A 25663-nucleotide genomic window follows, 5' to 3' on the forward strand; every position below is an offset into this window, starting at 1 on the left:
AAACCCTGAGGTCAACCCCGATTGAGCGGCGCGGAATGCGGCATTACGCTCAATGCCATGCTCGCTCCCAACACTCCCCAGATTCGCCTCTACCAGGACTGGCTGCGCGACCAGCGCGGCCTCTCGTTCGACACCTACGACGCGCTGTGGCGCTGGTCCGTGACCGACCTCGACGCCTTCTGGCAGAGCATCTGGGACTACATGGGCATGCAGTCGCCCACGCCGCACACCGCGGTGCTGGCCGAAGCGCGCATGCCCGGTGCCACGTGGTTCCCGGGCGCGCAGGTGAACTACACGCGCGAGGTGCTGCGCCATGCCGATGCGGCGCATGCGGCCGGCATGCCCGCCATCGTGAGCGACAACGAGCTCGGCGAAGTACGCGAGATGTCGTGGCCCGAGCTGCGCCGCCAGGTGGCTTCGGTTGCTCTCACCTTGCGCTCGCTTGGCGTGCGGCGCGGAGACCGCGTGGCCGCCTACATGCCCAACGTGCCCGAAACCATGGTGGCGTTTCTCGCGTGCTCGAGCATCGGCGCGGTGTGGAGCGTGTGCGCGCCCGACATGGGCACGGCCGCCGTGGTCGACCGCTTCCGCCAGATCGAACCCACGCTGCTGATTGCCGCCGACGGCGTGCATTACGGCGCCAAGCCCATCGACCGCAGCGCCGTGGTGCAAGAGCTGCGCGATGCACTGCCCAGCGTGCAGAAGCTGCTGCTGCTCAGAACGCCGTATGCCGCGCAACAGCTCACGGCCGATGCGGACTGGCAGGGCGCCATCGCGCGCAACAACGCGGAGGTGGCCTCGTTCGAACCCGAGTGGCTGCCCTTCGACCATCCGATCTGGATCGTCTATTCGAGCGGCACCACCGGCCTGCCCAAGCCCATCGTGCACGGGCAGGGCGGCATTCTCATGACCATGTATGCCTGCGGGCTGCACAACGACGTGGGCGCGAGCTACGGCGCCAACAACTTCGGTGAGCGCTTTCACTGGTACAGCTCCACGGGCTGGGTCATGTGGAACTGCCAGCTCGGCGGCCTGGCCTTCGGCTCGACCATCGTCATCTACGACGGCCACCCGGCCGGCAGCAAGGAGAAGCCCGACTGGGCCGTGCTGTGGCGCTTTGTCGCCAAGCACCGCATCACCTTCTTCGGCGCCGGCGCGGCCTACTTCACCAACTGCATGAAGGCCGGCGTGGTGGCGGCCGAATGCGGAGACCTCACGCGCGTGCGTGCCCTGGGCAGCACCGGCTCGCCGCTGTCGGAAGAGGTGCAGCGCTGGGGCACGGAGCAACTGCTGGCCGCGGGCGCCGACAGCGTGTGGTGGTGCAACATTTCAGGCGGCACCGACTTCTGCGGCGCATTTGTCGGCGGGAACCGCGAGCTACCTGAAGTACCCGGCCAGATGCAGTGCCGGCAGCTCGGCCACGCGGTCGAGGCTTGGAACGAAGACGGCCAGCCCGTCATCGGCGAAGTGGGCGAGCTGGTCTGCACCAAGGCGATTCCATCGATGCCGCTGTACTTCTGGGGCGACGAAGGCAATGCGCGCTACCTGTCGAGCTACTTCGACACCTACCCCGGCATCTGGCGCCACGGCGACTGGATCAAGATCGGCGAAGACGGCGGCTGCATCATCTACGGCCGCAGCGACGCCACCATCAACCGCCAGGGCCTGCGCATGGGCACCAGCGAGATCTACAGCGCCGTGGAAGGCCTGCCCGAAGTGCTCGACTCGATGGTGGTCGATCTCGAATACCTCGGCCGCGAAAGCTACATGCCGCTGTTCGTGGTGCTGCGCCCCGGCGTGCCGCTGGACAACGCCATGCGCGCGAAGATCAACGACGCCATCAAGACCTCGCTTTCACCGCGCTTTGCGCCCAACGACATCTTCCAGGTGGACGAAATCCCGCGCACGCTTTCGGGCAAGAAGCAGGAGCTGCCGATCAAGAAGCTGCTGCTCGGCCAACCGATCGAGAAAGTGGTCAACCGCGAGGCCATGGCCAACCCCGGGAGCCTCGACTGGTTCGTGGCCTTTGCAGCGCGGCGCGCGGCTCAGGCCAGCAGTTCGTAGAGCACCATGCGCGTTCGGCGTCCGCGGATCTCGGCGTCTTCCTCGATGCGGCGCGTGCGCAGCCGCCCGCGCAGCGCCTCGAAGGTGGCTTCCGACACCAGCGTCTGCGTGCCCAGCTGCTTGTTGATGCCCTCGATGCGGCTCGCCACGTTGATCACGTCGCCAAAGGCGGTGTAGGCCAGGCGGTCATTCGACCCGAGCACGCCGGCGATCACCACGCCCGTGTGAATGCCGATGCGGGTGCGGAATTCGGGCAGGCCTTCGGCGCGCCACTTGCGGTTGAGCTCGCCCATTTCGGCATGCAGTTGGAGCGCCGCCGTGCAGGCCTGGTACTCCGCGTCGCGCAGGTCCGCGGGTGCGCCCCACAGCACCATGATGCCGTCGCCGATGAACTTGTCGATCACACCGCCGTGCTGCGCGAACACGCGCGCCGCAAGATTGAAGTACTCCGTCAGCATGCCCACCAGCACATCGGGTTCGAGCGATTCGGAGATGCGGGTAAAGCCCTCGACGTCGGTGAACATCACGGCAATGCGGCGCGGCGAGCCGCTGGGCGCCAGCGTGTGGCCTTCGGCAATGAGCCGGTTGATCACGTCGACCGGCACGAACTTGCTGAAGGCCTTGAGGCTTCGCGCCGATTCGTCCAGGGCCTGGTCCAGGTGCTGGATTTCGAGCACCCGGCTTGTTTCACGCGGCAGGTTGTCCAGCTCCAGCAAGCCGATGCGCCGCGCAATGCGCGACAGGTTCTCCACCGGCGCCGTGACCAGCTTGGAGAGCCGCAGCGACAGCAGCAGCGTCGCCGCCAGGAAAATCACGGCCAGCAGCAGCCCCCACAGCACGGCGCGCTGCAGGCCGCCCAGCAGCATGTGTTCAGGCACCCAGCTCACCAGCTGCCAGCCAGTGGACGGAATGCGCGAGTGCTGCACCAGATAGCGCTTGCCCTCGAACGCGATCGAAAAGCTGGTGTCGTGCGGTCCGGCCGCAAGGCCGTCGGCAACCATGTGCTCGTGCAGTGCGCCAAGAATGCCGCCCTTGGCCGGCGCCAGTTCGCGGACCACGCCCGGCACGTCGCTGCGGGCGAGCACCTGGTAGTCGGCGCTCAGAAGGGCGCTGTTGCCCTGGCCGCTACCGCTGCTGAAGAGGCGCACGAATTCGGACAACCGCCCCAGCGACACGTCGCCCGCCACGACCATCGCGCGCTCGCTGCCTTCGTCCGGGCCGCGCCTGCTTGGCAGTGCATAGGTCACGCCCAGCTCCTGTGCGGCGGCAAAAACATAGGGCTGGGTCCAGATCGGGCCCTTGGCCTGGCGGGCCTGCAGGTACCAGCTGCGCTGCGTCGGGTCGTAGCTGCTGCGGTAGGCCTCGATGCGCGTCGTGCCGTAGCGTTGCCGCACGTCGCCCGGCGCATTGGAGGCCGGCTTGTACTCCCATGTTTCGGTGGTGAAAGCCGGCCCGCGCGAAATCTGCCGCACCGCCAGCGCCGGGTAGCGCAACACCATCAGCATCTGGCCGTCGCTGTTGGCCACGTAGGTGCTGTCGAGCTCGGGGGATTGCTGCAGCAGCGTCCACAGCAGTTCGGCGGTCTGGCCGGAGTTGTCGCCCGCGGGACGCAGGTTGGGCGAGTCGCCGATGGCGCCCACCACCGATTCGGTCTTGGCCAGAAAGGCGAGCACCTTGTCTTCGGTGCGGTCGTGGTTGGCCTTGTGGGCGGATTGCCCGATGCTGGAGACCAGGCGCTGCGAGCCCCAGTAGCCCAACGCCACCAGCAGCAGCGACTGGCTCAGGGCAACGGCGCTGACGACCGTGCCCACGTCCACTCTGAAGCGGCGCGGCTTGCGATAGGGGCCGGTGGCCCTTGGCGATGTTGGTGTTGTCTCCACAAAAGCAAAAGACGGCTGCCCCGTCGAGGAATGCAGCGGTCATTTTGCGGTGGGTGCGCTAACAGGTGTCAGCGTAAGTGTGCAGTGCGCTACTAACGCATCGAAGTTTTGGGCAGAGGTGTGCAGAATTTCGCGGCCGATGCAACACTTCAGCGGCGCAAGGGAACTATTTGGGTCCACGTGCGTCGTGGAAAATTATTCCTAGCGTATGCCGCCGGCCTGCGCGCACGCGGCTCACGCCATGCCGCATCGTCACGCGGTAGATGCCGCGCGTGCCGGCCACCGGCCGCTGGTTCACCGCGAAGATCACCGCTTCGCCTTGCGCGAGCGGCACTACCTCGGCGCGCGACTGCATGCGCGGCCGCTGCTCGGTCAGCACGAATTCGCCGCCCGTGAAGTCTTCGCCCGGCCGGCTCAGCAGCACCGTGAGCTGCAGCGGAAACTGCAGGTCGCCGTACAAGTCCTGGTGCAGGCAGTTGTAGTCGCCCTCGTCATAGCGAAGCAGCAGCGGGGTGGGGCGCAACTGGCCCGCCGCATGGCAGCGCGCAAGGTAGGAGGCGTGGTCCGCCGGGTAGTCGGCCGGCTGACCCATGGCCGCGGCCCATGCGTTGGCAAGAGGCGCCAGCCGCTCGTAGAGGGCGCCGCGCCACCCGGCGAGCAAGGGTGGCAGCGGGTCGGCGAAGTACTGGTACTCGCCCTGGCCGAAGCCGTGGCGCTGCATCACCACGCGGCTGCGGAAGTGGCCGGGTTCGTCGTAGAGCGCGGCAAGTGCGGCGCATTCCTTGGGGGTGAACAGCACGCCCGTGGTGGCGCAGCCGCGCGCGGCGAGTTCGGTTTCGATGCGCGGCCAGTCGAGGGCCGCAGCGGATTTTTCGGGAGAGTTCGTCGGCATGCGGGCAGTGTGCTGCCGGCGCGGCGGCGGCGCTGGCCGTTTCCGGACACCACTTCCGGCCTGCTTACCCGCCTATATCCACTCGTCGGCTACAGCCACTTGCCGCTGCCCGTCGGCATCTGGATGTTGGTGGCCGGATCGCTGCCGCTCACCAGCGCCCCAATCGCAATGCTCAACAGCGAAATGAAGATGCTTGCGAAGAACGCGGTCCAGAAGCCGGAGAGCTTGAATCCCCGCACCAGCGCGGCCACCAGCATGATCATCAGCGCGTTGATCACCAGCAGGAAGAGGCCGAAGGTCAGCAGCGTCAACGGCAGCGTGAGCACGATCAAGAGCGGCTTCACCACGGCATTGGCCAGGCCCAGCAGAAGGGCCGAGATCACCAACGCGGATGTGCTCTCGAACTTGAGGCCGCGGAAGATCAGGCTTGCGACCCACAGCGCCAGCGCCGTGATGGCCCAGTGCACGAGAAAGGGGGCGAGATTGTTCAGCATGGTGTGAAAGACGAAAGAGGCGGAAGACGGCCCGCCTGGTGGTTCAGGCCATCATATCGGCAGCGTCTCGGGATGAGCCGCGACGTGCCTCGGCGAGCAGCCAGTCGCTGAAGAACTTCAGCAGCGGCCGCTGATCGGCCCGCTCGGGCGTCACGAGGTAGTAGTTGCGCTCGCCCGAGAGCGGCCGCGCGCAGGCCACCACCAGTTCGCCGCGCGCAAGCTCGTCGGCGACCAGCATGGTGGGCATCAGCGCCACGCCCAGGCCGTGCGACGCGGCTGCGGCCAATATGGAAAACAGCTCGTATCGCGGCCCGCCGCGCGCGTTGGGCGCATCGATCTGCTGCGCGTCGAACCACTGGCGCCAGCCGTCCGGCCGCGTGCTTTGCTGCAGCAGCGGCATCTTAGCGATGGCGGCGGGCGCCACCGGCTTGCCGCGCGGCAGAAGCGACGGGCTGCAGACCGGCACCACGTCTTCATGCATCAGCATGAGTGCGTGCGTGCCGGCCCAGTTTTCTACTTGCGCCGGTGTGCCGGCGTACAGCGCGGCATCGAATTCGGCATCGGCAAAAAGAAAGGGGCGGGTGCGCGTCTCGATGTGCACCACCACGTCGGGCTGCAGCGCCGCAAAGCCCTTGAGGCGCGGCATCAGCCAGCGCGTGGCAAAGGTGGGCACGGCCGCCAGCGAGAGCGAGCCGCCTTCGCCCTGGTGCGCCATGGCGTCGAGCGTGTCGCGTTCCATGGCCTCGAGCCGTTTGGTGATCTGCCGCGCGTAGGCCGCGCCGCTTGCGGTAAGGGCCACGCCATGTCGGGTGCGGCGGAACAGCGCCACGCCCAGGAAGGCTTCCAGCGTGCCGATCTGGCGCGACACGGCGCTTTGCGTGAGCGCGAGTTCCTGCGCGGCGCGGGTGTAGCTCTCGTGGCGCGCGGCGGCGTCGAAGCACACGAGGGTCTGCAGGGGTGGGATCTTGCGGCGCATGTATGCCGCTAGTGTATGACTGGGACGATGCCGCTACCAATGGAAACGACTTCGTGCGCAGCCGCAAGATGTGCGTCACACGCATATCTGGGTGAGGATTCATCGTTTGCGCCCGGCCCCCTGCATGGCTAGGATCGGCCCATTCCCCCCTTTTTCCCTATTCCGGAGACAGCCACATGGCCGCCAAAGCGCAATTCCACTGGGACGACCCCCTTCTTCTCGACCAGCAACTGACCGACGAAGAACGCATGATCCGCGACGCGGCCAATGCCTATTGCCAGGAGCGCCTCGCGCCCCGCGTTATCGAAGGCTTTCGCACCGGCGAAACCGACCCCGCCATCTTTCGTGAAATGGGCGCTCTCGGCCTGCTCGGCCCCACGATTCCCGAGCAGTACGGCGGCCCCGGCCTCAACTACGTGGCCTACGGCCTGATCGCCCGCGAAGTGGAGCGCGTCGATTCGGGCTATCGCTCGATGGCCAGCGTGCAGAGCTCGCTGGTGATGGTGCCCATCTTCGAATTCGGCACCGAAGCGCAAAAGCAGAAGTTCCTGCCCAAGCTCGCCACCGGCGAATGGATCGGCTGCTTCGGCCTGACCGAACCCGACCACGGCTCCGACCCCGGCAGCATGGTCACGCGCGCCAAGAAGGTGCCGGGCGGCTATTCGCTCAGCGGCGCCAAGATGTGGATCAGCAATTCGCCCATCGCCGACGTGTTCGTGGTGTGGGCCAAGGAAGTCAGCGAAAGCGGCACCGTGGGCCCGATCCGCGGCTTCGTGCTCGAGAAGGGCATGAAGGGCCTCAGCGCCCCGGCCATCCACGGCAAGGTCGGCCTGCGTGCCAGCATCACCGGCGAAATCGTGATGGACGGCGTGTTCTGCCCTGAAGAAAACGCGTTCCCTGAAGTGCAGGGCCTCAAGGGCCCGTTCACCTGCCTGAACAGCGCGCGCTACGGCATCTCGTGGGGCGCACTCGGCGCCGCCGAAGACTGCTGGCACCGCGCCCGCCAGTACACGCTGGACCGCAAGCAGTTCGGCCGCCCGCTCGCGGCCAACCAGCTCATCCAGAAGAAGCTGGCCGACATGCAGACCGAGATCACGCTCGGCCTGCAAGGCAGCCTGCGCCTGGGCCGCATGAAGGACGAAGGCACCGCCTCGGTCGAGATCACCTCGATCATGAAGCGCAACAACTGCGGCAAGGCCCTCGACATTGCCCGCCTGGCGCGCGACATGATGGGTGGCAACGGCATCAGCGACGAGTTCGGCGTGGCGCGCCACCTGGTGAACCTGGAAGTGGTGAACACCTACGAAGGCACGCACGACATCCACGCGCTGATCCTGGGCCGCGCGATCACCGGCATTGCGGCTTTCGCGAACTAAGCGACGCATGGCCAAGCCCGCAGCCCTGGACGGCATCAAGGTTCTCGATCTGTCCCGCGTGCTCGCGGGCCCGTGGTGCACGCAGATCCTCGCGGACCTGGGCGCCGATGTCATCAAGATCGAGCGCCCCGGCGTGGGCGACGACACGCGCACCTGGGGCCCGCCGTTCATCAAGGACGCGAACGGCAACGACACCGACCAGGCCAGCTACTTCACGGCCTGCAACCGCAACAAGCGCTCGGTCACGGTCGACATGGCCACGCCCGACGGGCAGGCGCTGCTCCAGCAGATGGCGGCGCAGGCCGACATCGTGGTCGAAAATTTCAAGACCGGCGGCCTGAAGCAATACGGCCTCGACCATGAGAGCCTGCGCGCGGTCAACCCGCGCCTCATCTATTGCAGCGTGACCGGCTTCGGCCATGACGGCCCGTATGCCGAGCGCGCGGGCTACGACCTGATGATCCAGGCCATGACCGGCATGATGAGCATCACCGGCCGCCCCGACGGAGAGCCCGGCGGCGGCCCGCTGCGCGTGGGCGTGGCGCTCACCGACCTGTTCACCGGCGTCTATGCGAGCACTGCGGTCCTCGCGGCGCTGCAGGTGCGCGACCGCACCGGCGAAGGCCAGCACATCGACATGGCGCTGCTCGACGTGGGCATGGCCATCCTCGCCAACCAGGCGAGCGCCTTTCTCAACACCGGCAAGGCGCCGCAGCGCCAGGGCAACACGCATCCGAGCCTTGCGCCTTATCAAGACTTTCCGACACTGGACGGTTCGATGCTGCTGGCCATCGGCAACAACGGCCAGTTCGCGCGCTTCTGCGAGGCGGCCGGCCACCCGGAGTGGGCGGCCGATGCGCGCTTTGCCACCAACACGCTGCGCGTGAAGCACCGCGGTGTGCTCATTCCGATGATGGAAGAGCTCACGCGCACCCGCACCACCACCGATTGGGTCACGCTGCTCGAAGACAAGGCCGTGCCCTGCGGCCCGATCAACGACATTGCCCAAGCCTTCGACGATGCGCAGGTCAAGTCGCGCGGCCTGGCCGTGACGCTGCCGCGCGATGCGGGCAACGGCATCGAGAGCATCACCGGTGTGGCGAGCCCGCTGCGCCTGACGGCCACGCCGCCCGTGCTGCGCCATGCGCCGCCGGCGTTGGGGCAGCACACGCGCGAGGTGCTGGCCGAGTTCGGCATCGACGCCGCGCGCTTCGACACCCTGCGCGCGGCGGGCGTGGTCTAAGAAGCAGGCAAGCAAGGAGAACAAGCCATGACGGACCCGATACACAGCCCTCTGTTCTCGGTGCTGCGCATCGACCACGTCGTGCTGCGCGTGAAGGACGCGGAGCGCGCCATTGCCTTCTACCGCGACGTGCTCGGCTGCGCGGTCGAGAGGCGCCGAGAACACCTGGGGCTCGTGCACCTGCGCGCCGGCACCAACCTCATCGACCTTGTCACGCTTGACGGCCCGCTCGGCAAGCAGGGCGGCGCCCTGGCCGGCAAGGAAGGCCGCAACGTCGACCACATCTGCCTGCGCATCGAGCCCTTCGACGAAGCGGCGATTCGCGCGCTGATGGCTCGGCACGGCGTGCTGGTGAACGGCGAGGTGCAGAACAACTTCGGTGCCGAAGGCGACGGGCCTTCGATCTACATCACCGACCCGGACGGCAACGGCATCGAACTCAAGGGTGCGGCGGGCTGATTCTGCTTGCCGCGGTTTTGGGGTCGGCGCTGCTGTTTGTTCAGGGCGGCGCACCCGCCGACGGGGTACCTTTCTCCGCGAATGTCCCCCGGCCTGCGGCCTCCTCCTTTATTTCGCTGCGCAAGGCACCCCATCAGCGGGTGCGTTGGGCGGAGCCGTGGTTGATCAGCGGTACACCAGCAGCGTGCGCAAGTGCACAGGGCATCGGGTGCTCCGCGCAGCGAAATAAAGGAGGAGGGGCGAAGCCCCGGGGACATTCGCGGAGGGGAGTACCCGGTGGCCTTTGCACACACCCTGAATGCACCCTCCCCGAATGCACCCCCACCTCGACTACCGCTCCGCCCGTTGAGCTTCGCGGAGAATCGGCGCGCGCCATCGTGCATACAACGATTTTTCAAGGGAGCTTTTCAATGTCCGAACTTTCATCTGCCGTGCGTGCCACCGCGCGACTTTCCGTCGCCATGTCGGCGCTGGTCGTCGCTGCGCTGCTGGCCGCCTGCGGCTCGCGCCAACCGGCCACGCCCGAGCCTCCGCCCGCAACCGCCACGCCACGCAACAGTGTCGTCATGCCCGCCATCGCCTATGGCACCACCACCAAGGGCGTGCAACTGTCGAAGGCCGACGACGCCTGCGATGTGCCTGCTTCGCTGCGGCAAGCCGTGCAGGATCAGCTGCTTGAGCCCTACGAATTTCTGCTCACGCCGCCGGCACCCGCCAACGCGCAGGCTGCGCCCGTGCTGAAGCTGGAAATTACCGATCTGCTGGCGAACGCGGGCGGCCTCTACGGCGGCCCCAAGATCGTTCAGCTGCGCGGCACGCTGGAGCGCCAGGGCGACGCGCCCGCGAAGTTCACCGCGCAGCGCCAGATGTTCATCTACTTCGGCATGCCGCGCAGCACCTGCAGCATGGTCGGTGTCGTGACCTACAAGCTGGGCGAGGACATCGCGCAGTGGCTGCTGAAGCCGGTGGACGGTGCGGTGCTGGGCGAGCGCCAATAAGGAATCCCGGGCGATGACTCAGATGAAAAAGGTCGAGGCGGTCGCTGTACCGACCGCCTTCGATGACCAGGGTGCCTGGGAGATCGTGCGTGTCGACTACGCGCTGCAGCAACTCACAGTCGTCGCCCAAGACATAAAAAGCGATACGTCGATCAGAGTCGGGTTCGACGGCGTCGTGGCCTATCGGGTCATGGACGAGCGCGACCTGGGCGAATACTGGCCCGCCTGTTCCCAGCCGAACGGATGGGTTTATTCGATTCGATCGGGTGGCTGGCTGTCACAGGAATCGGTGCGCTCCGGCAGCTGCATCGGGTTGTTCTACCCCGATGTCCATGAGTACCTGGTGGCCGGATTCACCGATTGCGTCTCCGTTCTTTGCACCAGCGAGCCGCGGGTCGAATTGGGCCGCGGCAACAGCTAGCTCGCGCGCCCCACGATCGCCACCCCGAACACCACCACGCCGAGCACGAGGTTCAGGCTCACCAGCTTACGCACCATGTCGAGCCGCCCGGCCGCCACGGGCCACGCGCTCTCGTCCACCGCGCGCCGCAGCGCCCTGAACACCGAGGCGCGGATGTACACGTAGATACCTGCCATGACGATGGCGATGCCCATCATCGCCTCGACGCGCCAGTGCACGCCGCGGAAGCCGCCCATCAGCAGGATCATGGCCACGCCGGTCACGAACAGCAGCGTGACCGCCGCATCCACCCCGACGAAGAAGCGCCGGAGCGCCGCGGCCATCGTGCGCAGGCGCAGCGGCGGCTCCAGCGTGGCAACGGCGGCGGGGCGCACGGCAAAGTGCAGGGTGGCCATGCCGCCGACCCAGAAGGCGGCGGCCAGAAGATGGATGAAAAGCAGGATGACGTGTTGCATGGGACCGATCAGAACACCGAAAGGCGCGAGTGCGCAATGCCGGCGCTGTTGCGTTAAAACTCCGTCTTTCGCATGCAAGAAAGAAAGACGAGGCTTCGATGACCCGCACCATCGCGCAAAAACGCGCCGACTTCCGCGCCCTTCATGAGCAGGGCTGCTTCGTCATTCCCAATCCTTGGGACACGGGCAGCGCGCGCTACCTCGAAGGCCTGGGCTTCAAGGCGCTGGCCACCACCAGTTCGGGCTTTGCGTGGTCGCGCGGCGGGGCCGATGGCGCACTCGATCGCGGGTTGATCCTCGACCATCTGCGGGAGCTGGTCGCGGCCACCGACCTGCCGGTGAACGCCGACTTCGAGAACGGCTTTGCCGCCGATGCGCAGGGCGTTGCCGAAAGCGTGCGGCTTGCGGTCGAGACCGGCGTGGCCGGCCTTTCGATCGAAGATTCGACCGGCGATGCCGCGAACCCGCTCTTTCCTATCGAGGTGGCGGTAGAGCGGCTGCGCGCTGCGCGCCAAGCCATCGATGCGGCGGGCGGCGACACCTTGCTGGTGGGCCGCGCCGAAAATTTCTTTGCGGGCCGCCCGGACCTGGACGACACCATCGCGCGGCTCAAGGCTTATGCCGAAGCTGGCGCCGATTGCCTCTACGCACCCGGCATCAAGACGCGCGAGCAGATTGCCGCGGTGGTTGCGGCGGTGGCGCCGAAGCCGGTCAACCTGCTCGTCGGCTCGACCAGCGAACTCACCATGCAGGACATCGCCGAACTCGGCGTGCGGCGCGTGAGCGTGGGCGGCGCGCTCGCGCGTTCGGCCTGGGGCGGGTTCATGCGCGCCGCGCGCACGCTGGCGGAAGAGGGACGCTTCGACGGTTTTGCCGGCGCCGCCATGGGCAGCGAACTCGACGGCTTCTTTCGTCCGTTCGGAAAGAGATAAGCGAAAAGGACCCCAGGCCCCGTCATGGATGCACTGCTCGCGGAAATCCGCAGCTGCAATGCCTGCGCGGCCTACCTGCCGCTGGGGCCGCGGCCGGTGGTGCAGGCCAGCGCCAGTGCGCGGCTGCTGATCGTCGGCCAAGCCCCCAGCCTGACGGTGCACACCACCGGCGTGCCGTGGAACGACAAGAGCGGCGAGCAGTTGCGCCGCTGGCTCGGCATTGACCGCGAGGTGTTCTACGACCCGGAGCGCGTGGCGATCATGCCGATGGGCTATTGCTACCCGGGCCGCGGCAGCAGCGGCGACCTGCCGCCGCGAAAGGAGTGCGCCGGTCTCTGGCACGAACGCCTGCTTGCGCAGATGAAGCACATCGAACTGACACTGCTCATCGGCCAGTATGCGCAGCGCCATTTCCTGGGCAGTGCCAGCAAGGGCAGCGTGACCGAAACCGTCGAAGCCTTTGCGGACTACGCGCCGCGCTTCGTTCCGCTGCCGCATCCGTCGCCGCGCAACACGGGCTGGTTCAAGCACCATCCGTGGTTCGAGAGCGACGTGCTGCCGGTGCTGCGCGAGCGCGTGCGGCATGCGCTGAGGAACACCGGTTAGCCGGTCTTGCCGACCTTGCGAATAGCGTTCTTCCGCGCCGCGGGCCGCCGCGGCGGCTTTGTCTCCAGCACCAGTTCGGCCGGCAACGTGTCGTTCCACGATTCGGTGAAGTAGGCGCGGTCGCTCGGCACGAGTTGCGGCAAGGCCTCGCGCAACAAACTCAGCGACTGCTCGGCCGCCTTCAGGTCGCCCGCATGCGCCGCATACCAGGCATGCTCGAACAACAAGCTGCAATGTTGCAGGCCGGGGTAGCGCCGGCGGCCGGCCTGGTGATCGGCCAACCGCGCCTGCGCCACCTCGACCCAGCGCGCAGGCCAGTGCGCCGCATCGAACGCATCCGCAAGCGGTCCGGCAAGCGTCGATATCGCGGCAGGGTCCAGCGGCTTCTGCGCGCGGAATTGTGCGAGCGTGGCTTGCGGCTCGGGGCGGCAATCGCCGCGCGCGATGCGCATCAGGTAGATCGCGTTCCAGGCGGAGCGACCCTGGCCGTCGGTGTGGCCGCAGAGCCATTCGCTGAAGGCAATCCACTGCACGGCGCGGCGCGTGGTGTCGGCATTGCCGTCGTGCGCAAGGGCCGGCAGGTCGGAGAGGCCGACGCGGTCGAACAGCCATGCGGCCATGCCCATGTTGGCGGCCACGTGCTGCGCCGCGTCGAAGGAGTGCGACTCGAAGGCTGCGGCCAGCGCCTCGCCGAAGCGGCGCAATGCCTCTTCGGCCAGTGCCGCGGCCGCGGGCTTGTCGTCGGCGGCAAGCCCCAGTGCGCGCGAGCGGCACACCAGCGCCCAGAGGTTGCACCACTCGAAGCGCACGTCGGGGTGGTGGCGCAGCACCAGCCCGCGCGCCGCGTCACCGGCCATGCCGCCCAGCAGCGATTCGGCCAGCGGCAGGTCGCGCGCGGTGTAGGCGCACCACGCCGAGACGATGCATTCCATCGCACCCAGGTAGTCGTTGCCCGCCACATGGTGCGCGAGGCGCTGCTTCTTGAGCGCCTGCAGCCGGCGGCGTGCCTGTTCGTTGTCGCCTAGCCGGCGCCACAGCATGGCCTCGTTGAGCGTGACCAGCGCGCGCTGAAAGTCGGTGGCGGCCAGCGTGCCGGCCAGGCGAATCGACTCGAGCGCGCTGGCCGGCTGGCCAGGCGTGCCGCCGCCCGCGACCGGCGCCATGAGCCGGCCTTGCCGCGCTGCCTGCTGCGAGGCGACCAGCTGCTTCCAGAAGGCAGCGTCTTGCAGATGCACGGCATCGGGCGGCATTGGTGAACCGGCTGCCGTCGAATCTTTCTTGCGCGAGCGCAGCCCAAGGAAAGACGCCACCTCGGCCGCCGTGGCGGCGCGGCCACCCACCAGCAGGCGTACACGCTTCGCCTCCGCCGCGGGCAACCAGAAGGGCCCCTGGCTGCGCCGCTCGTCGTTCAGAAAGCGCGGCTCACGCTGCGTGTCTTCGCCCCAGCCGACCTCGATGTTCCACGCCTTGAAGTCGCGAAAGGCGCGGCTCACGACCATGCGCAGCGTGCTCGCGCCCGTGACTTCGCCGCGAAGGTCGGCCAGCCGCACCAGGCCGCTTTCGACATCGTGCGCGTGCTTCATGCGCGCGAGCAGCCAGAGCGACTGGAAGGCCGCGCGCCGGCCATCGACCGATTGCGGCGAAGTGAGTTCGATGGAAACAGAGGCGGGGGCAGCGGATTTGGGCACGCCCCGGATTGAACCTCAAATTGCGCGGCGATGCTTGGAGGCCGAGGCCGTTTTTCCTTCAGTACCTGTCCCGCTCCGTCAGCGCTTGGACCTGGCTGCGCCCGATGCCCAGGTCTCGCAGCTCGTGGTCGCTCATGCCGGCCAGATGCTGCGAGTCGGCGCGGCTGCGGCGGTGCTCCGCAGCACGGCGGCGCCAGCTGCGCAAGGCATGCATCAGGCGTTGATGAAAGGGCGAGTGCGTTAGCGCTGTCACGATGGGCTCCTTGTTGGGGAGCGCCGATCTTGCGGCGATGCATGCTATTGTGGAAGTTGAGATTCCTGACACTTCCAATCAGTATTCCTGATGCGACACCTCAACCTCGACCAGCTCCGTACGCTCATTGCCATTGCCGACCTTGGCACTTTCTCGGCGGCCGCCAGTGCGCTGCACCTTGCCCAGCCCACCGTGAGCCTGCACATCAGCGAACTCGAGTCGCGGCTGGGCACTTCGCTGGTGGTGCGCGGCAACCGCCGCGTCACGCCCACCGCGGCTGGCGCGGCATTGGTCGAGCGCGGACGCAAGCTGCTGCGCGACACCGACGATGCCATCGAAGCCGTCAAGCGCCAGGCCGAAGGCCGCACCGGCCGCGTGCGCCTGGGCACTTCCACCGGTGTGGTGGTCGACCTGCTGCCGCAAGTGCTCGAGGCCTTGGGCGTGGGGCATTCAGGCATCGACGTGGAGGTGAGCATCCTCGGCTCGAACGATGCGATGTCCCGGCTGGCTGCGGGCACCCTCGATATCGGCCTGGTGGCCGTGCCGCAGCCGCCGCTGCGCGACCTGGTCGTGACGCCGTGGCGCGACCAGGCCATGATGGCCTTCGTGCCGCAGCGCTGGAAGGCGCCCAAGCGCGTGACGCCCGCATGGCTGGCGGCGCAGCCGCTGATCTTCAACGAGGCCACGACGCACATGTACCGGCTCACGATGGAGTGGTTTGCGGCGGCGGGCTTCGCACCGCGCGCACGCATCGAGCTGAACTACGACGCCGCCATTCGCAGCCTGGTGGCGGCCGGCTACGGCGCCGCGCTGCTGCCGCTGCAGCAGTCCACCGACGCAGCGCTGAACGAGCGCATGCAGATCTTGCCGGTCACGCCCAAGCTCATGCGCCGCCTCGGCATTGCACACCGCCAGCGTGCCACGCTCGACGGCGCCACGCTGAGCGTGTTGAAGGTGCTGACGGAGTTTCGCCAGCTCTGATTTCAGCTGCGCGTGGCCTCGTTCGGAAGGCCTTCGATCGGGCACTCGGCGGTGCCGATGGTGCTGCGCGTGAACGACTCCACGTGCTTGCGCGCAGCTTCGGGATCGTTGATCCACTGCTTGTAGAAGTCGAACGGGCATTCGGCCACGCCCTTGTCGCCGTCGCCCGAATTGATGACACCGGTGTAGCCGCGGTGCATGAGCTTGAACAGGTGGTTCTGCGACTGGCCGTTCTTGCGCGCATCGCGGATCAGCCCCATGGAAAGTTCGGCGTAGTTGATGCCCATTTCTTCCTCGCCGCATTCGCCGAGCGTGCGGCCGTCGAAACCGATGATGGCCGAATGCCCGAAGTACGAGTACACGCCGTCGAAGCCCGCCGCATTGGCCACCGCCACGTAGGTGTTGTTCATGAAGGCCATGGCCTTGGACACCAGGATCTGCTGCTCCTTGGCCGGGTACATGTAGCCCTGGCAGCGAATGACGAGCTCGGCGCCGCGCATGGTGCAGTCGCGCCAGATCTCGGGGTAGTTGCCGTCGTCGCAGACGATGAGGCTGATCTTCATGCCCTTGGGACCTTCGCTCACGTAGGTGCGGTCGCCCGGATACCAGCCCTCGATGGGCACCCACGGCATGATCTTGCGGTACTTCTGGACGACTTCGCCCTGGTTGTTCATGAGGATCAGCGTGTTGTAGGGCGCCTTGTCCGGATGCTGCTCATGGCGCTCGCCGGTCAGCGAGAACACGCCCCACACGTTGGCGCGGCGGCAGGCGTCGGCAAAGATGGCGGTCTCCTCGCCGGGCACGGTGGCGGCGGTGTCGTACATCTCCTTCTCGTCGTACATGATCCCGTGCGTGGAGTATTCGGGAAAGATCACCAGGTCCATGCCCGGCAGGCCCTTCTTCATGCCGACCAGCATCTCGCCGATCTTGCGGGCGTTGTCCAGCACCTCGGCCTTGGTGTGCAGGCGGGGCATCTTGTAGTTGACGACCGCGACGCCCACGCAATCGCTGCTGCTCGAAATATCACCATGTCGCATGACGTTGCTCCTGAAGGATGGTTGAGAAACAAGAAAAAAAGCCCGGCCCGGCGTTGATCCGGTTCGGGCTTGTCTGCGGTGCGGCGGTTCGTGTCGTCGAAGCCGATTGTTCTCAACTCAGCGGGGGCTGCCCATACGTCATTTCGCTGATTGCGGCGGGGGCGTTCAGCGGGGCCGCGCGTAATCGGATTCGATCCAGGCCGTGGCGCTGGACGCGGTGAGCTTGAAGGCCGGCGAGACGTTGACGCTGGCAAGCTCGGTGTCGTCCGCATCGTCATGCGCGGTGAGTGTGGCGGAGGGGCTGTCCTCGTCGGGCACGATGGCGAGCGACACGCGCACGCGCTGGTCATTGCGCGCGGTGACGGTCACGCTCTTGTTGAGCGTGGCGTGCAGCTGCTGCTCATGGCGGCGAATGACTTCGGCGGCGGTCTTCACCAGCGTCGAAAACGCGGGGCCGTCGAGCGGCTTGGGGTTCTTCTTGTCGCGGCCCATGGTCCACGGGCCGACCAGTGCAGGCTCCGGGTCGCCGTGGCGGGTCATCTCGACGGCCCAGCCGTCGTCTTCCTCGTTCTTGATCACGCGGGCGGTCCATTGGCCGTCGCGCCAGAGGCGGGCTTCCTGAAGGGGGAGGGTGTCGTCGGAGTCGGTGGTGGAATCTGTGGCTTCGGTCATTCGGATGCTTGTGAGGGCGTGGATTTGCGCGCGGCCATTTTCGCCTGCGCCAACGGGCGCTCAGCGCTCAGAAGACCGACAGCCCGGTGCGCGCGACGAAGAGCTCCAGCGCCTTCATGCCGAGCAGCGAGTTGCCCGTGGCGTCCAGCGCGGGCGACCAGACGCACAGCGTGAGCCTGTCGGGCACCACGGCCACGATGCCGCCGCCCACGCCGCTCTTGCAGGGCAGGCCGATCGAGAACGCCACATCGCCCGCCGCGTCGTAGGTTCCGCAGGTGAGCATCAGCGAGTTGATGCGCCGTGCCTGCCGCTCGCCGGTGACCTCGGCCTGGCCGTCGATCGGATGCGAACCGTCGCGGCACAAAAACGCGGCCGCACGTGCGAGCTGGCGGCAGTTCATCCGCAGCGCGCACTGGTGAAAGTAGGTGTCGAGCACATTGGCCACGTCGTTGTCGATCTTGCCGAAGCTCTTCATGAAGTTGGCGAGCGCGATATTGCGAAAGCCCGTGGCGGCTTCGGACTGCGCCACCTCGTCGTCGAACGCGATCGGCTCTCCGCACAGGCTGCCCATCAACGCAAGAATGTCGGCCTTGGCGCTGCCGCCGTTGGCGCGCGCTTGGCTCACGAGGCGGTCGGCGACGGCAATGGCGCCCGCATTGATGAACGGATTGCGCGGCTTGCCGTGCTCGTTCTCCAGCTGCACCAGCGAGTTGAAGGGGTTGCCCGAGGGCTCGCGTCCGATGCGCTCCCACAGCGCGTCGCCCATGCGCTGCATGGCCAGCGTGAGCGTGAAGAGCTTGGACACGCTCTGGATCGAGAACGGCGTTTCGGCGTCGCCGGCAAAAGCCTCGGCGCCTTGGCAGGTGCGCAGCGCAATGCCGAGCTGCTGCGGATCGACGCAGGCCAGCGCCGGAATGTAGCTGGCCACCGTGCCGGCTGTGCCCAGCAGCGGCCGCAGCGTCGCGACGATGTCGTCGAGCACCGGCTGAAAGTCTGTGTTCTTCATGCCCGCGCCTTTCGCCGGTTGACCATCACGATGCCTACGGCGACACCCACCAGCGCCAGCATGAGATGCAGCGTGAGCGGCTCGCTGAGCAGTACCACGCCGAACACCAATGCGAACAGCGGCGTCAGAAAGCTGAACGACGACATCTGCGTGGCGGGGTAGTGCCGCAGCAGCCACATCCACGTGAGATAGCTCGCGAACGCGCCGATCACGGTCTGCAGGCCGATCGAGGTCCACGCCCAGGCCGAATACGAGAAGCCCCACTTTTCGCCCAGCAGCAGCGAGATCACAGGGCACACCGCCGCGGTCACGCCCACCTGGTAGAACAAGGCCTTCTCGGCGCTTGCGGTGGCAAGCTTCGTGGTGCGCAGCGCCAGCGTGGTCAGGCCCCAGAGCATGCCGCCCACGAGCCCCATGGCATCGCCCAGCAACTGGTTGGAGCTCGAGTGCCCGAAGCCCTCGCTGAACGCGAACACCACGGCGGCGAAGGCGATGACGAGGCCCAGCCATTGCAAGCCCCGCAGGCGCTCGGCCGGCACCCAGCGCGGCAGCAGCAGCGACACCCAGAACGGCGCGGTGTAAAGAAAGACCGTGAGCCGCGAGGCCGAGGTGTGCTGCAGGCCCAGGTAGATGCAGGCGAACTCGCCCGCGAACAGCAGCCCTACGAGCAGGCCGCCCGGCAGCGTGCCGTCGCGCTCGAAAAGCGGCACGCGGCGCCACACGCACCAGAGCCACAGCAGCGCCACCGCACCCGCCATGCGGATGGAGGCCTGCCAGAGCGGCGGCACTTCGGTGACGGTGGTCTTGATGAGAATCTGCTGCAGCCCCCAGAACGCGCAGCATGCGATGAGAAGGCCGATGGCGAGGGAGTCGAGATGGGTCTTGCGCTGGATCATTCGTCGGGTCAGAGCGGATGCTCGGTGTAGAAGCGCCCGCCGTGGAACAGCAGTGGCGAGGCGCCCGCGTTGTGCGTGCAGCGCTCCACCTCGCCCACGAAGATCACATGGTCGCCTTCGTCGTAGCGGCTGCGGTTGAAGCACTCGAAGCTCGCCGCCGCACCCGCCAGCACCGGCGCGCCGCCCAGGCCTTCGGTAAAGGCCACGTCCGCCCAGCGGTCGATGTTCTTGGTGGCGAAGCGCTCGGCCAATTCCTTCTGGTTGGCCGCCAGGATGTTGATGGCGTAGTGCGACCCGGTGCTGAGCGCCGGCATCGAGCCCGCCGCCCGCGCCAGGCTCCACAGCACCAGCGGCGGCGCAAGCGACACGGAGTTGAACGAATTCGCCGTGAGGCCGACCAGCACGCCGTCGGCCGAACGCGCGGTGACGATGGTTACGCCCGTGGCGAACATGCCGAGCGCCTCGCGAAATTCTGCGGGCGAGAAGGTAGGGGGCTTGGCCCGGCGGGTGGTGGTCACGAAAGAGGCTGTGCGTTGGAAGGCGAGGGACTATTCTGGCTTAGCGCACGCGCGGCTGCTCGGCGCGCGCCGCATAGCCCCGGTCGCAATCGCTGGTTCCGCGGTGTTCATCCGAAGAACCAGTAGCAGACCGCGATGGCCGCCACCACGCCCGCCAGCTCCGCCAGAAGCGCACAGGCCACCGCATGGCGCGCCCGCTGGATGCCCACGGCGCCGAAGTACACGGCCAGTACGTAGAAGGTGGTCTCGGTGCTGCCCTGGATGGTGGCGGCCACCAGCGCGGGGAAGCTGTCCACGCCCTGAGTCTTCATGGTTTCGATCAGCATCGCGCGCGCCGCGCTGCCCGAGAAGGGCTTGACCAGCGCGGTGGGCATGGCGTCGACAAAGCGCGAATCCCAGCCGCCCATGTCGACCAGCCAGCGCAGGCCGCCGAGCACGAATTCGAGTGCGCCCGAGGCCCGCAGCACGCCCACGGCACACAGCATCGCCACCAGATAGGGCAGCAGGTTCTTCGCGATGTCGAAGCCTTCCTTCGCGCCTTCGATAAAACACTCGTAGACCTTGATGCGGCGGATCGCGCCGGCCAGCAGGAACACGATGATCACGCTGAACAGCGCGAGGTTGCCCATGAGCGACGAGAGCGAAGAAATGGCCGCTGCCGACAGCGTGCCCAACAGTGCCATGAAGCCGCCGAGCAGCAGCGCGCCCGGCACCAGATAAGCCAGCACCACCGGGTCCCACAGCCGCAAGCGCTGCGCCACGGCCACCGAGAGCAGGCCCACCAGCGTCGATGCGCTGGTGGCCAGCAAGATGGGCAGGAACACCATCGTCGGATCGCTCGCGCCTTGCTGCGCGCGGTACATGAAGATGGTCACCGGCAGCAGCGTGAGCGACGAGGCGTTGAGCACCAGAAACAGGATCTGCGCGTTGGTGGCGGTGACCGGGTCGGGGTTCAGCCGCTGCAGCTCGCGCATCGCCTTCAGGCCGATGGGGGTGGCTGCGTTGTCGAGCCCGAGCGCGTTGGCCGCGAAGTTCATCGTGATGAGCCCCAGCGCCGGGTGCCCCGCGGGCACGCCCGGCATCAGCCGCCGGAACAGCGGCCCGAGCAGGCGCGCGAGCCAGCCGACCAGGCCTGCCGCCTCGGCAATGCGCAGGAAGCCGAGCCACAGCGTGAGCGTGCCGAACAGCAGCACCATCACCTCGACCGCGAGCCGCGCCATGGCGAACAGGCTTTCGACGATGGCCGCAAAGACGGCCGGGTCGCCGCCCACGAGCCAGCGCCCGAGCGCCGCCAGCATCGCCATTCCGAAGAAACCCAGCCACAAGCCGTTGAGCACGCGTGTTCTTTCCCTTTTTTGTGGCGTCGATCATAGGGCTCCGCTGGCGCCTGCCGCGGGCTACAGTGCGGGCCATGACAGCCACTTTCCTGATCCGCCGGCTCGCGGCCCTGGTGTGGGCCGCCGTGGCCTCGGCGTGGCTGGCGGGCTGCGCGGGCCTCCCGCCGCCGCAGCCGCGCACGCCGACTGCGGCCATCACCGACGTGGCAGGCACCGCGCTCGGCCAGCTGGTGCGGCCGGGCGCGCCCGACGCGGCGGCATCGCAGTCGGGCTTTCGGCTGCTGCCGGAGGCCGCCTTCGCCTTCGATGCCCGCATTTCGCTCGCGCGGCATGCCGAGAAGTCGCTCGACGTGCAGTACTACCTGATCCAGAACGACGACGTCGGCCTGCTGCTGCTGCGCGAACTGCGCGATGCGGCGTCGCGCGGCGTCCGGGTGCGCCTCCTGGTGGACGATCTCTACACGTCCGGCGAGGACGAGGTGTTCGGCACGCTCTCGGCCTTTCCGAACGTCGAGGTGCGGCTGTTCAATCCGCTGCCATCGCGGGCCGGCTCGCTCGCGCTGCGGCTCCTGCTCTCGATTGCGGATTTCGGCCGCATCAACCACCGCATGCACAACAAGCTGCTGGTGGCCGACAACAGCTTTGCCGTTTCGGGCGGGCGCAACATCGCCAACGAATACTTCATGCGCGGCACGGCGGCGAACTTCATCGACATGGACGTGCTCTCCAGCGGGCCGGTGGTGCGCAAGATGTCCGAGGGCTTCGATCGCTACTGGAACAGCGAGCATGCGTGGCCCATCGAGCGCATCGCGCCGCTGCGCATGACGGTGGACGAGGCGCAGAAGCGCTTCGACGCCATTGCCGGCACGGCGCAGCCCGATGTGCCGATTCGCCAGCGCGACGTGATGGACAGGTCGCCGGTGGGCGAGCAGCTCACCACCGGCAAGGTCGACCTGCGCTGGGCGCCGTTCACGCTGTTCGTGGACGACCCCGCGAAGATCACGCGCGCGCCCGAGGCGGCCTATGCGGGCAGCGTGAACGAGGGCGCGCTGGGCGTCATCAATTCGGCCAGCCATGAGGTCAAGATCGCCTCGCCGTACTTCATTCCCGGCACGCGCGGCATGGCCATGATGAAGGCGGCCATCGCGCGGGGAGGGCGCATCACCGTGGTGACCAACTCGCTGGGCGCCACGGACGAGCCGCTGGCCTACGCGGGCTACGAACGCTATCGCGCCGACATGCTGAAGATCGGCGTCAGCATCTACGAGATTGCGCCGATGCTCTCCGGGCGCTCGGGGCATTTCGGCGACTTCGGCCAGTCGATCAGCCGGCTGCACGCCAAGATCGCGGTGATCGACGACCAGCGTTTCTTCGTCGGCTCGATGAACCTCGACCATCGCTCCGCGGCGGTCAATACCGAGATGGGGCTCGTGATCGACAGCCCGGAACTGGTGGCCGACTACGAAAAGCTCTTGAGCAAGGGCCGCGTGAGCCTGGGCTACCGGCTGCGGCTCGGGCCCAACGGCCGCCGCGTGCAATGGCTGGAATACGACGATGCCGGCGGCGACATCGTCCACGAGGACGAGCCCGGCGAGTTTCTGTGGCTGCGCTTCAAGAACTGGCTGCTGCTGCCGATCGTCGGCGAAGAACTGCTGTAACGCATGCTCAGCTCACTTCGATCAGCAGGCCGGGCCGAAAGCCCTCCTGCTCGCCCTTGCCCTTGTAGCCGAGCGGATTGGCGACCACGCGGCAGCCGTCCTTCACATAGTCGAACGGGCAGTGCAAATGGCCGTGCAGCCACAGCTGGGCGCGGGGAAGCAGCGCATCGAGCGAATTGCAGAAGCCCGCTGTGCCCGGCGTGAGGCCGTAGCGCGGGTCGGCGCTGGCAAGGCTCGGTGCGAAATGCGTGATGGCAACCGTCGTACCGTCGAAAGGCTCGGCCAGTGCCTGCTCGAGCCAGGCCTGGCACAGCAGCGCCTGTTCGCGCATGGCACCGGCCATGAACGGCTGGCCGCTCCGCACCGTGGCGGCCTTTTCCAGGTAGAAGTCGGCGGCACGCATGGCCTTGCCGCGCTTCTTGAGCGCGTCGGCCAGGCCGTCGGTGGGTTCCACCAGCGCGTCGAAGTCGGCCCACAGCGTGGTGCCGATGAAGCGGATGCCGCCGATGACCGCCGTCTCGCGCTCCAGCCACAGGATGTCGAGCTCGCTGCAAAGCGCGCGCAGCCGATCGTGGGTCGCGTCGAAATCGGTGTTGTCGTACTCGTGGTTGCCGGGCACGTAGATCACGGGCACGGGCCAGCCGTTGCGGGGCGAAAAGCGGCCCAGGCCGAAATCGGGGTCCGTCAGGCGGGAGCCTTCCTGGTAGGAGCCGATGTCGCCCGCCAGCACCAGCATGTCGGCGCCGGGCACCGGCTCGGCGTGAAAGCGGGGATGGGACTCCAGGTGCAGGTCGGAGAGCAGTTGCAGCTTCATCGTGCAGCCAGTCTAGGGGAATGAGCCCATGCAGAAAGCGCATGAAGTGGGGCTTCCAATATTAGGGATAACCCCTATTCTTGGTACATCAACCACTCCAGCGCAGCCAAGAGCAGCGCACTGTCATGTTCAGCCTTATTGCCCAAGTGGCCCGTTTCTTCCGTTCTTCCAATGCCAACGCTTCGGTGAGCCACGCCGCCGCGCTGATGGAAAGCGCCGACGCCCGTGCCGGCCTCGACGCCCACCAGGCGCAGGAACTGCGCGTTGCAGCCAGCGCCTGGCTCTCGGTCATTCGCTAAAAAGCCCGCGGAGGGTCACCCGGGCACCTTCTGCCCGAGGACCGAATCCGCAAAAGCCGCCGCGGCGGAGCGCAACAGCGCGGTGCGCAGCCATTCATGCGAATGCAGATGCTGTGCGCGCCGGTGCCAGATGGCGTCGACATGCACCATCGGCTGGTCGAAGGGCAGGTCGCGCAGCACCAACTGGTCGTCGATGCCGGTCACGGTTACAAAATGCCGCGGCAGCACGGTGAGCAGGTCTGAATTGGCGACCACACGGCCGGCCGTGAAAAACTGGTTCACCGTCACCACAATGCGCCGCTCCCGGCCCATGGCGCCCAGCGTCTGGTCGATGAAGCCGTACGGCCGGCCCGAAAAGCTCACCAGCAGGTGCCGGGCGGCGCAGTAGTCGTCAAGGGTGAGCGGCGCGTCCGCCAGCGGATGGCCGCGGCGCATCACGCACACATACTGGCCCAGGTAGAGCCGCTGGGTCTCGAACGCCACCCCCACGCCCGATTGCCCGCGTGCCGCCAGGCTGGCGATCACGGCCGGAAAGTAGCCGATCGCCATGTCGACTTCTTCCTGCTCGAGCATCCGCCGCGGATCGCGGGTTGTAAGCGGCAGAACGCGTAGCGAGATAGCGGGCGCTTCCTTCTCCACGATTTGCACCAACCCCGGAATGAGTTCGGCGGCGGTGGCGTCGGCCATGGCCAGGAGGAAGGTGGTGTCCGCGGTGGCGGCGTCGAACTCGCCCGGCGCCAGCGTGTGCTGCAGCTGCCGCAGGGCGTCGCGCACGGTGGGCCAGAGCGCCAGCGCGCGCGGCGTCGGCTCCACGCCCGCGCCCGATCGGCTCACCAGTTCGTCGCCGAGCACGTCGCGCAGGCGGCGCAGCGCATTGCTCACAGCCGGCTGGGTGATCGACAGATTGCGCGCCGCCCGCGTGAGGTTGCGCTCCGCCATCACCTCGTCGAAGACGCGGAGCAGGTTGAGGTCGAGCGTGCGAAAGTTGACGTCCATCAGCGTTGTGAATGATAAACATCAGAAAGATAAAGTGGCGGAACACTAGGGTAACCCCTAATATTCCCCCATCGGCATCAAGCCACTCATCCCACGGAGGGATCACCATGACCAGCTTTGTCCACGTTGACCAACCTACTTCCCATCCCGGCGTCCAGCGCGCCGAGATCCTGTTCGGCCAGATCAAGGCCGCCCGTGCCGGTGCCAGCGGTTCGCGTCCGCTGATCGCGCTGCTCGTCGTCGCCGTGATCGCGGCGGTTCTGGTGGTGGGCGACAAGCTCGTTTCCACCTGGGACGAAGGCGCGCTGCTCGCCGCCTGGGCCGTGCTCTGCGGCGCGGTCTTCGCCGGTATCGCACTGTTTGCCAGCTCGCTGCGCGCCCCGGCCAGCAAGGTTGCGGCCCTGTGGAACGCAGCCGCTCAGCGCCGCGCCGCCAGCCGCGCCGACGCCCGGTTTCTTGCCACCGCGCACAGCGACCCGCGCGTGATGCAGGAACTGCAAGCCGCCGTCTGGCGCGAGCAGTCGGAAGGCAAGGCTTCCCCTGCTGCCGTCGCCAAGGTCGACGCGCTGGCCCGCAAGGCCGCACGTCCCAACGATGCCCGCATGCCGACGCTCTACGAAGCCATGCGCCGCATGAACAGCTCGCGCTACTACTGATCCATCGATCGCTTCGCTAGCCGAGTCATGAAAAAGCCGCCCTTGGGCGGCTTTTT

At 67.2% G+C, this 25663-nt stretch carries 27 protein-coding genes; 12 read left to right on the top strand and 15 right to left on the bottom strand.

Annotation, left to right across the window (positions count from 1 at the left end; translation table 11 throughout):
* The first annotated feature begins 57 nt into the window (after positions 1–57).
* Positions 58–2064: an acetoacetate--CoA ligase gene (locus M0765_RS09185; protein WP_258503262.1), complete on the top strand. Its 2007-nt coding sequence runs from the start codon at positions 58–60 to the stop codon at positions 2062–2064.
* Here M0765_RS09185 and M0765_RS09190 read toward each other — a convergent pair.
* The 4 genes from M0765_RS09190 to M0765_RS09205 form a co-directional block, all read right to left on the bottom strand.
* Positions 2046–3944, bottom strand: coding sequence for an adenylate/guanylate cyclase domain-containing protein (locus tag M0765_RS09190; RefSeq protein WP_443098621.1), 1899 nt, complete (start codon positions 3942–3944; stop codon positions 2046–2048). The two genes, M0765_RS09185 and M0765_RS09190, sit on opposite strands and share 19 nt — an antisense overlap.
* 166 nt (positions 3945–4110) lie before the next feature.
* On the bottom strand, positions 4111–4836 hold the full coding sequence (locus M0765_RS09195) for a 2OG-Fe(II) oxygenase (protein ID WP_258503266.1): 726 nt from the start codon (positions 4834–4836) through the stop codon (positions 4111–4113).
* An 89-nt stretch (positions 4837–4925) separates the two neighbouring features.
* Entirely contained in the window at positions 4926–5330 is a 405-nt protein-coding gene (locus M0765_RS09200; protein ID WP_126746642.1) for a phage holin family protein, read from the bottom strand.
* Positions 5331–5373: 43 nt separating this feature from the next.
* A complete protein-coding gene (locus M0765_RS09205; RefSeq protein ID WP_258503269.1) occupies positions 5374–6306 on the bottom strand; it encodes a LysR substrate-binding domain-containing protein in 933 nt (310 codons plus the stop codon).
* 176 nt (positions 6307–6482) lie between these two features.
* On the opposite strand from M0765_RS09205, the gene M0765_RS09210 reads away from it, so the two are divergent.
* The 5 genes from M0765_RS09210 (at position 6483) to M0765_RS09230 (ending at position 10803) form a co-directional block, all read left to right on the top strand.
* Positions 6483–7682 (top strand): acyl-CoA dehydrogenase, encoded by a 1200-nt coding sequence (locus M0765_RS09210; RefSeq protein ID WP_042580725.1) that lies wholly within the window; start codon positions 6483–6485, stop codon positions 7680–7682.
* Positions 7683–7689: 7 nt separating this feature from the next.
* Complete coding sequence (locus M0765_RS09215; RefSeq protein WP_258503271.1) at positions 7690–8925, top strand: CaiB/BaiF CoA transferase family protein; 1236 nt, start codon at positions 7690–7692, stop codon at positions 8923–8925.
* A 27-nt stretch (positions 8926–8952) separates the two neighbouring features.
* On the top strand, positions 8953–9384 hold the full coding sequence (locus M0765_RS09220; RefSeq protein ID WP_258503272.1) for a VOC family protein: 432 nt from the start codon (positions 8953–8955) through the stop codon (positions 9382–9384).
* A 410-nt stretch (positions 9385–9794) separates the two neighbouring features.
* Positions 9795–10382: a hypothetical protein gene (locus M0765_RS09225; protein ID WP_258503273.1), complete on the top strand. Its 588-nt coding sequence runs from the start codon at positions 9795–9797 to the stop codon at positions 10380–10382.
* 13 nt (positions 10383–10395) lie between these two features.
* Positions 10396–10803, top strand: a complete 408-nt coding sequence (locus M0765_RS09230) for a hypothetical protein (RefSeq protein WP_258503274.1) — start codon at positions 10396–10398, stop codon at positions 10801–10803.
* Here the strand turns inward: M0765_RS09230 and M0765_RS09235 are convergent.
* Positions 10800–11258: a CopD family protein gene (locus M0765_RS09235; RefSeq protein WP_258503276.1), complete on the bottom strand. Its 459-nt coding sequence runs from the start codon at positions 11256–11258 to the stop codon at positions 10800–10802. The genes M0765_RS09230 and M0765_RS09235 overlap by 4 nt on opposite strands.
* Positions 11259–11356: 98 nt before the next feature.
* Here M0765_RS09235 and M0765_RS09240 point away from each other — a divergent pair, with 98 nt between their 5' ends.
* On the top strand, positions 11357–12190 hold the full coding sequence (locus M0765_RS09240) for an isocitrate lyase/PEP mutase family protein (RefSeq protein WP_258503278.1): 834 nt from the start codon (positions 11357–11359) through the stop codon (positions 12188–12190).
* A 24-nt stretch (positions 12191–12214) separates the two neighbouring features.
* Positions 12215–12796, top strand: a complete 582-nt coding sequence (locus M0765_RS09245; RefSeq protein WP_258503279.1) for a uracil-DNA glycosylase family protein — start codon at positions 12215–12217, stop codon at positions 12794–12796.
* Here the strand turns inward: M0765_RS09245 and M0765_RS09250 are convergent.
* Complete coding sequence (locus M0765_RS09250) at positions 12793–14484, bottom strand: hypothetical protein (protein ID WP_258503281.1); 1692 nt, start codon at positions 14482–14484, stop codon at positions 12793–12795. The genes M0765_RS09245 and M0765_RS09250 overlap by 4 nt on opposite strands.
* A 58-nt stretch (positions 14485–14542) precedes the next feature.
* Complete coding sequence (locus tag M0765_RS09255; RefSeq protein ID WP_258503282.1) at positions 14543–14737, bottom strand: DUF1127 domain-containing protein; 195 nt, start codon at positions 14735–14737, stop codon at positions 14543–14545.
* Between the two features lie 90 nt (positions 14738–14827).
* On the opposite strand from M0765_RS09255, the gene M0765_RS09260 reads away from it, so the two are divergent.
* On the top strand, positions 14828–15718 hold the full coding sequence (locus M0765_RS09260; RefSeq protein ID WP_258503283.1) for a LysR family transcriptional regulator: 891 nt from the start codon (positions 14828–14830) through the stop codon (positions 15716–15718).
* 2 nt (positions 15719–15720) lie between these two features.
* Here the strand turns inward: M0765_RS09260 and M0765_RS09265 are convergent, their stop codons facing one another.
* The 6 genes from M0765_RS09265 to M0765_RS09290 form a co-directional block, all read right to left on the bottom strand.
* Positions 15721–16755 carry an aliphatic amidase gene (locus M0765_RS09265; protein ID WP_258503284.1) on the bottom strand — a complete coding sequence of 345 codons (1035 nt, stop codon included), beginning with the start codon at positions 16753–16755 and terminating at the stop codon, positions 15721–15723.
* A 165-nt stretch (positions 16756–16920) separates the two neighbouring features.
* Positions 16921–17427 carry a hypothetical protein gene (locus M0765_RS09270; protein WP_258503285.1) on the bottom strand — a complete coding sequence of 169 codons (507 nt, stop codon included), beginning with the start codon at positions 17425–17427 and terminating at the stop codon, positions 16921–16923.
* Between the two features lie 67 nt (positions 17428–17494).
* Entirely contained in the window at positions 17495–18433 is a 939-nt protein-coding gene (locus M0765_RS09275) for a glutaminase (RefSeq protein WP_258503286.1), read from the bottom strand.
* Entirely contained in the window at positions 18430–19329 is a 900-nt protein-coding gene (locus M0765_RS09280; protein ID WP_258503288.1) for a DMT family transporter, read from the bottom strand. The genes M0765_RS09275 and M0765_RS09280 overlap by 4 nt, the downstream gene beginning before the upstream one ends.
* 8 nt (positions 19330–19337) lie before the next feature.
* Positions 19338–19847, bottom strand: coding sequence for a flavin reductase family protein (locus tag M0765_RS09285; protein ID WP_126746657.1), 510 nt, complete (start codon positions 19845–19847; stop codon positions 19338–19340).
* A 107-nt stretch (positions 19848–19954) separates the two neighbouring features.
* A complete protein-coding gene (locus M0765_RS09290; protein ID WP_258503290.1) occupies positions 19955–21184 on the bottom strand; it encodes a nucleoside recognition domain-containing protein in 1230 nt (409 codons plus the stop codon).
* Between the two features lie 74 nt (positions 21185–21258).
* Between M0765_RS09290 and M0765_RS09295 the strand changes: the two genes are divergently transcribed.
* Positions 21259–22842, top strand: coding sequence for a phospholipase D family protein (locus M0765_RS09295; RefSeq protein WP_258503291.1), 1584 nt, complete (start codon positions 21259–21261; stop codon positions 22840–22842).
* Positions 22843–22849: 7 nt separating this feature from the next.
* On the opposite strand, the gene M0765_RS09300 is transcribed toward M0765_RS09295, so the two are convergent.
* Complete coding sequence (locus M0765_RS09300) at positions 22850–23656, bottom strand: metallophosphoesterase (RefSeq protein ID WP_258503292.1); 807 nt, start codon at positions 23654–23656, stop codon at positions 22850–22852.
* A 125-nt stretch (positions 23657–23781) separates the two neighbouring features.
* On the opposite strand from M0765_RS09300, the gene M0765_RS09305 reads away from it, so the two are divergent.
* Positions 23782–23955, top strand: coding sequence for a hypothetical protein (locus tag M0765_RS09305; RefSeq protein WP_185868077.1), 174 nt, complete (start codon positions 23782–23784; stop codon positions 23953–23955).
* A gap of 15 nt (positions 23956–23970) precedes the next feature.
* Here the strand turns inward: M0765_RS09305 and M0765_RS09310 are convergent, their stop codons facing one another.
* A complete protein-coding gene (locus M0765_RS09310) occupies positions 23971–24951 on the bottom strand; it encodes a LysR family transcriptional regulator (RefSeq protein WP_258503294.1) in 981 nt (326 codons plus the stop codon).
* A 107-nt stretch (positions 24952–25058) separates the two neighbouring features.
* Between M0765_RS09310 and M0765_RS09315 the strand changes: the two genes are divergently transcribed.
* On the top strand, positions 25059–25607 hold the full coding sequence (locus tag M0765_RS09315) for a hypothetical protein (protein WP_258503295.1): 549 nt from the start codon (positions 25059–25061) through the stop codon (positions 25605–25607).
* Positions 25608–25663 lie beyond the last annotated feature (56 nt).

Origin of the sequence: Variovorax sp. S12S4 (assembly GCF_023195515.1) — a bacterium.
GTDB lineage: Bacteria > Pseudomonadota > Gammaproteobacteria > Burkholderiales > Burkholderiaceae_C > Variovorax.

Bases quoted from the DNA above. Each gene is read 5' to 3' on its own strand.
- M0765_RS09185 (WP_258503262.1), top strand. From the start codon at position 58: ATGCTCGCTCCCAACACTCCCCAGATTCGCCTCTACCAGGACTGGCTG.
- M0765_RS09195 (WP_258503266.1), bottom strand. From the start codon at position 4,836: ATGCCGACGAACTCTCCCGAAAAATCCGCTGCGGCCCTCGACTGGCCG.
- M0765_RS09200 (WP_126746642.1), bottom strand. From the start codon at position 5,330: ATGCTGAACAATCTCGCCCCCTTTCTCGTGCACTGGGCCATCACGGCG.
- M0765_RS09205 (WP_258503269.1), bottom strand. From the start codon at position 6,306: ATGCGCCGCAAGATCCCACCCCTGCAGACCCTCGTGTGCTTCGACGCC.
- M0765_RS09210 (WP_042580725.1), top strand. From the start codon at position 6,483: ATGGCCGCCAAAGCGCAATTCCACTGGGACGACCCCCTTCTTCTCGAC.
- M0765_RS09215 (WP_258503271.1), top strand. From the start codon at position 7,690: ATGGCCAAGCCCGCAGCCCTGGACGGCATCAAGGTTCTCGATCTGTCC.
- M0765_RS09220 (WP_258503272.1), top strand. From the start codon at position 8,953: ATGACGGACCCGATACACAGCCCTCTGTTCTCGGTGCTGCGCATCGAC.
- M0765_RS09225 (WP_258503273.1), top strand. From the start codon at position 9,795: ATGTCCGAACTTTCATCTGCCGTGCGTGCCACCGCGCGACTTTCCGTC.
- M0765_RS09230 (WP_258503274.1), top strand. From the start codon at position 10,396: ATGACTCAGATGAAAAAGGTCGAGGCGGTCGCTGTACCGACCGCCTTC.
- M0765_RS09235 (WP_258503276.1), bottom strand. From the start codon at position 11,258: ATGCAACACGTCATCCTGCTTTTCATCCATCTTCTGGCCGCCGCCTTC.
- M0765_RS09240 (WP_258503278.1), top strand. From the start codon at position 11,357: ATGACCCGCACCATCGCGCAAAAACGCGCCGACTTCCGCGCCCTTCAT.
- M0765_RS09245 (WP_258503279.1), top strand. From the start codon at position 12,215: ATGGATGCACTGCTCGCGGAAATCCGCAGCTGCAATGCCTGCGCGGCC.
- M0765_RS09260 (WP_258503283.1), top strand. From the start codon at position 14,828: ATGCGACACCTCAACCTCGACCAGCTCCGTACGCTCATTGCCATTGCC.
- M0765_RS09265 (WP_258503284.1), bottom strand. From the start codon at position 16,755: ATGCGACATGGTGATATTTCGAGCAGCAGCGATTGCGTGGGCGTCGCG.
- M0765_RS09270 (WP_258503285.1), bottom strand. From the start codon at position 17,427: ATGACCGAAGCCACAGATTCCACCACCGACTCCGACGACACCCTCCCC.
- M0765_RS09275 (WP_258503286.1), bottom strand. From the start codon at position 18,433: ATGAAGAACACAGACTTTCAGCCGGTGCTCGACGACATCGTCGCGACG.
- M0765_RS09280 (WP_258503288.1), bottom strand. From the start codon at position 19,329: ATGATCCAGCGCAAGACCCATCTCGACTCCCTCGCCATCGGCCTTCTC.
- M0765_RS09295 (WP_258503291.1), top strand. From the start codon at position 21,259: ATGACAGCCACTTTCCTGATCCGCCGGCTCGCGGCCCTGGTGTGGGCC.
- M0765_RS09300 (WP_258503292.1), bottom strand. From the start codon at position 23,656: ATGAAGCTGCAACTGCTCTCCGACCTGCACCTGGAGTCCCATCCCCGC.
- M0765_RS09305 (WP_185868077.1), top strand. From the start codon at position 23,782: ATGTTCAGCCTTATTGCCCAAGTGGCCCGTTTCTTCCGTTCTTCCAAT.
- M0765_RS09310 (WP_258503294.1), bottom strand. From the start codon at position 24,951: ATGGACGTCAACTTTCGCACGCTCGACCTCAACCTGCTCCGCGTCTTC.
- M0765_RS09315 (WP_258503295.1), top strand. From the start codon at position 25,059: ATGACCAGCTTTGTCCACGTTGACCAACCTACTTCCCATCCCGGCGTC.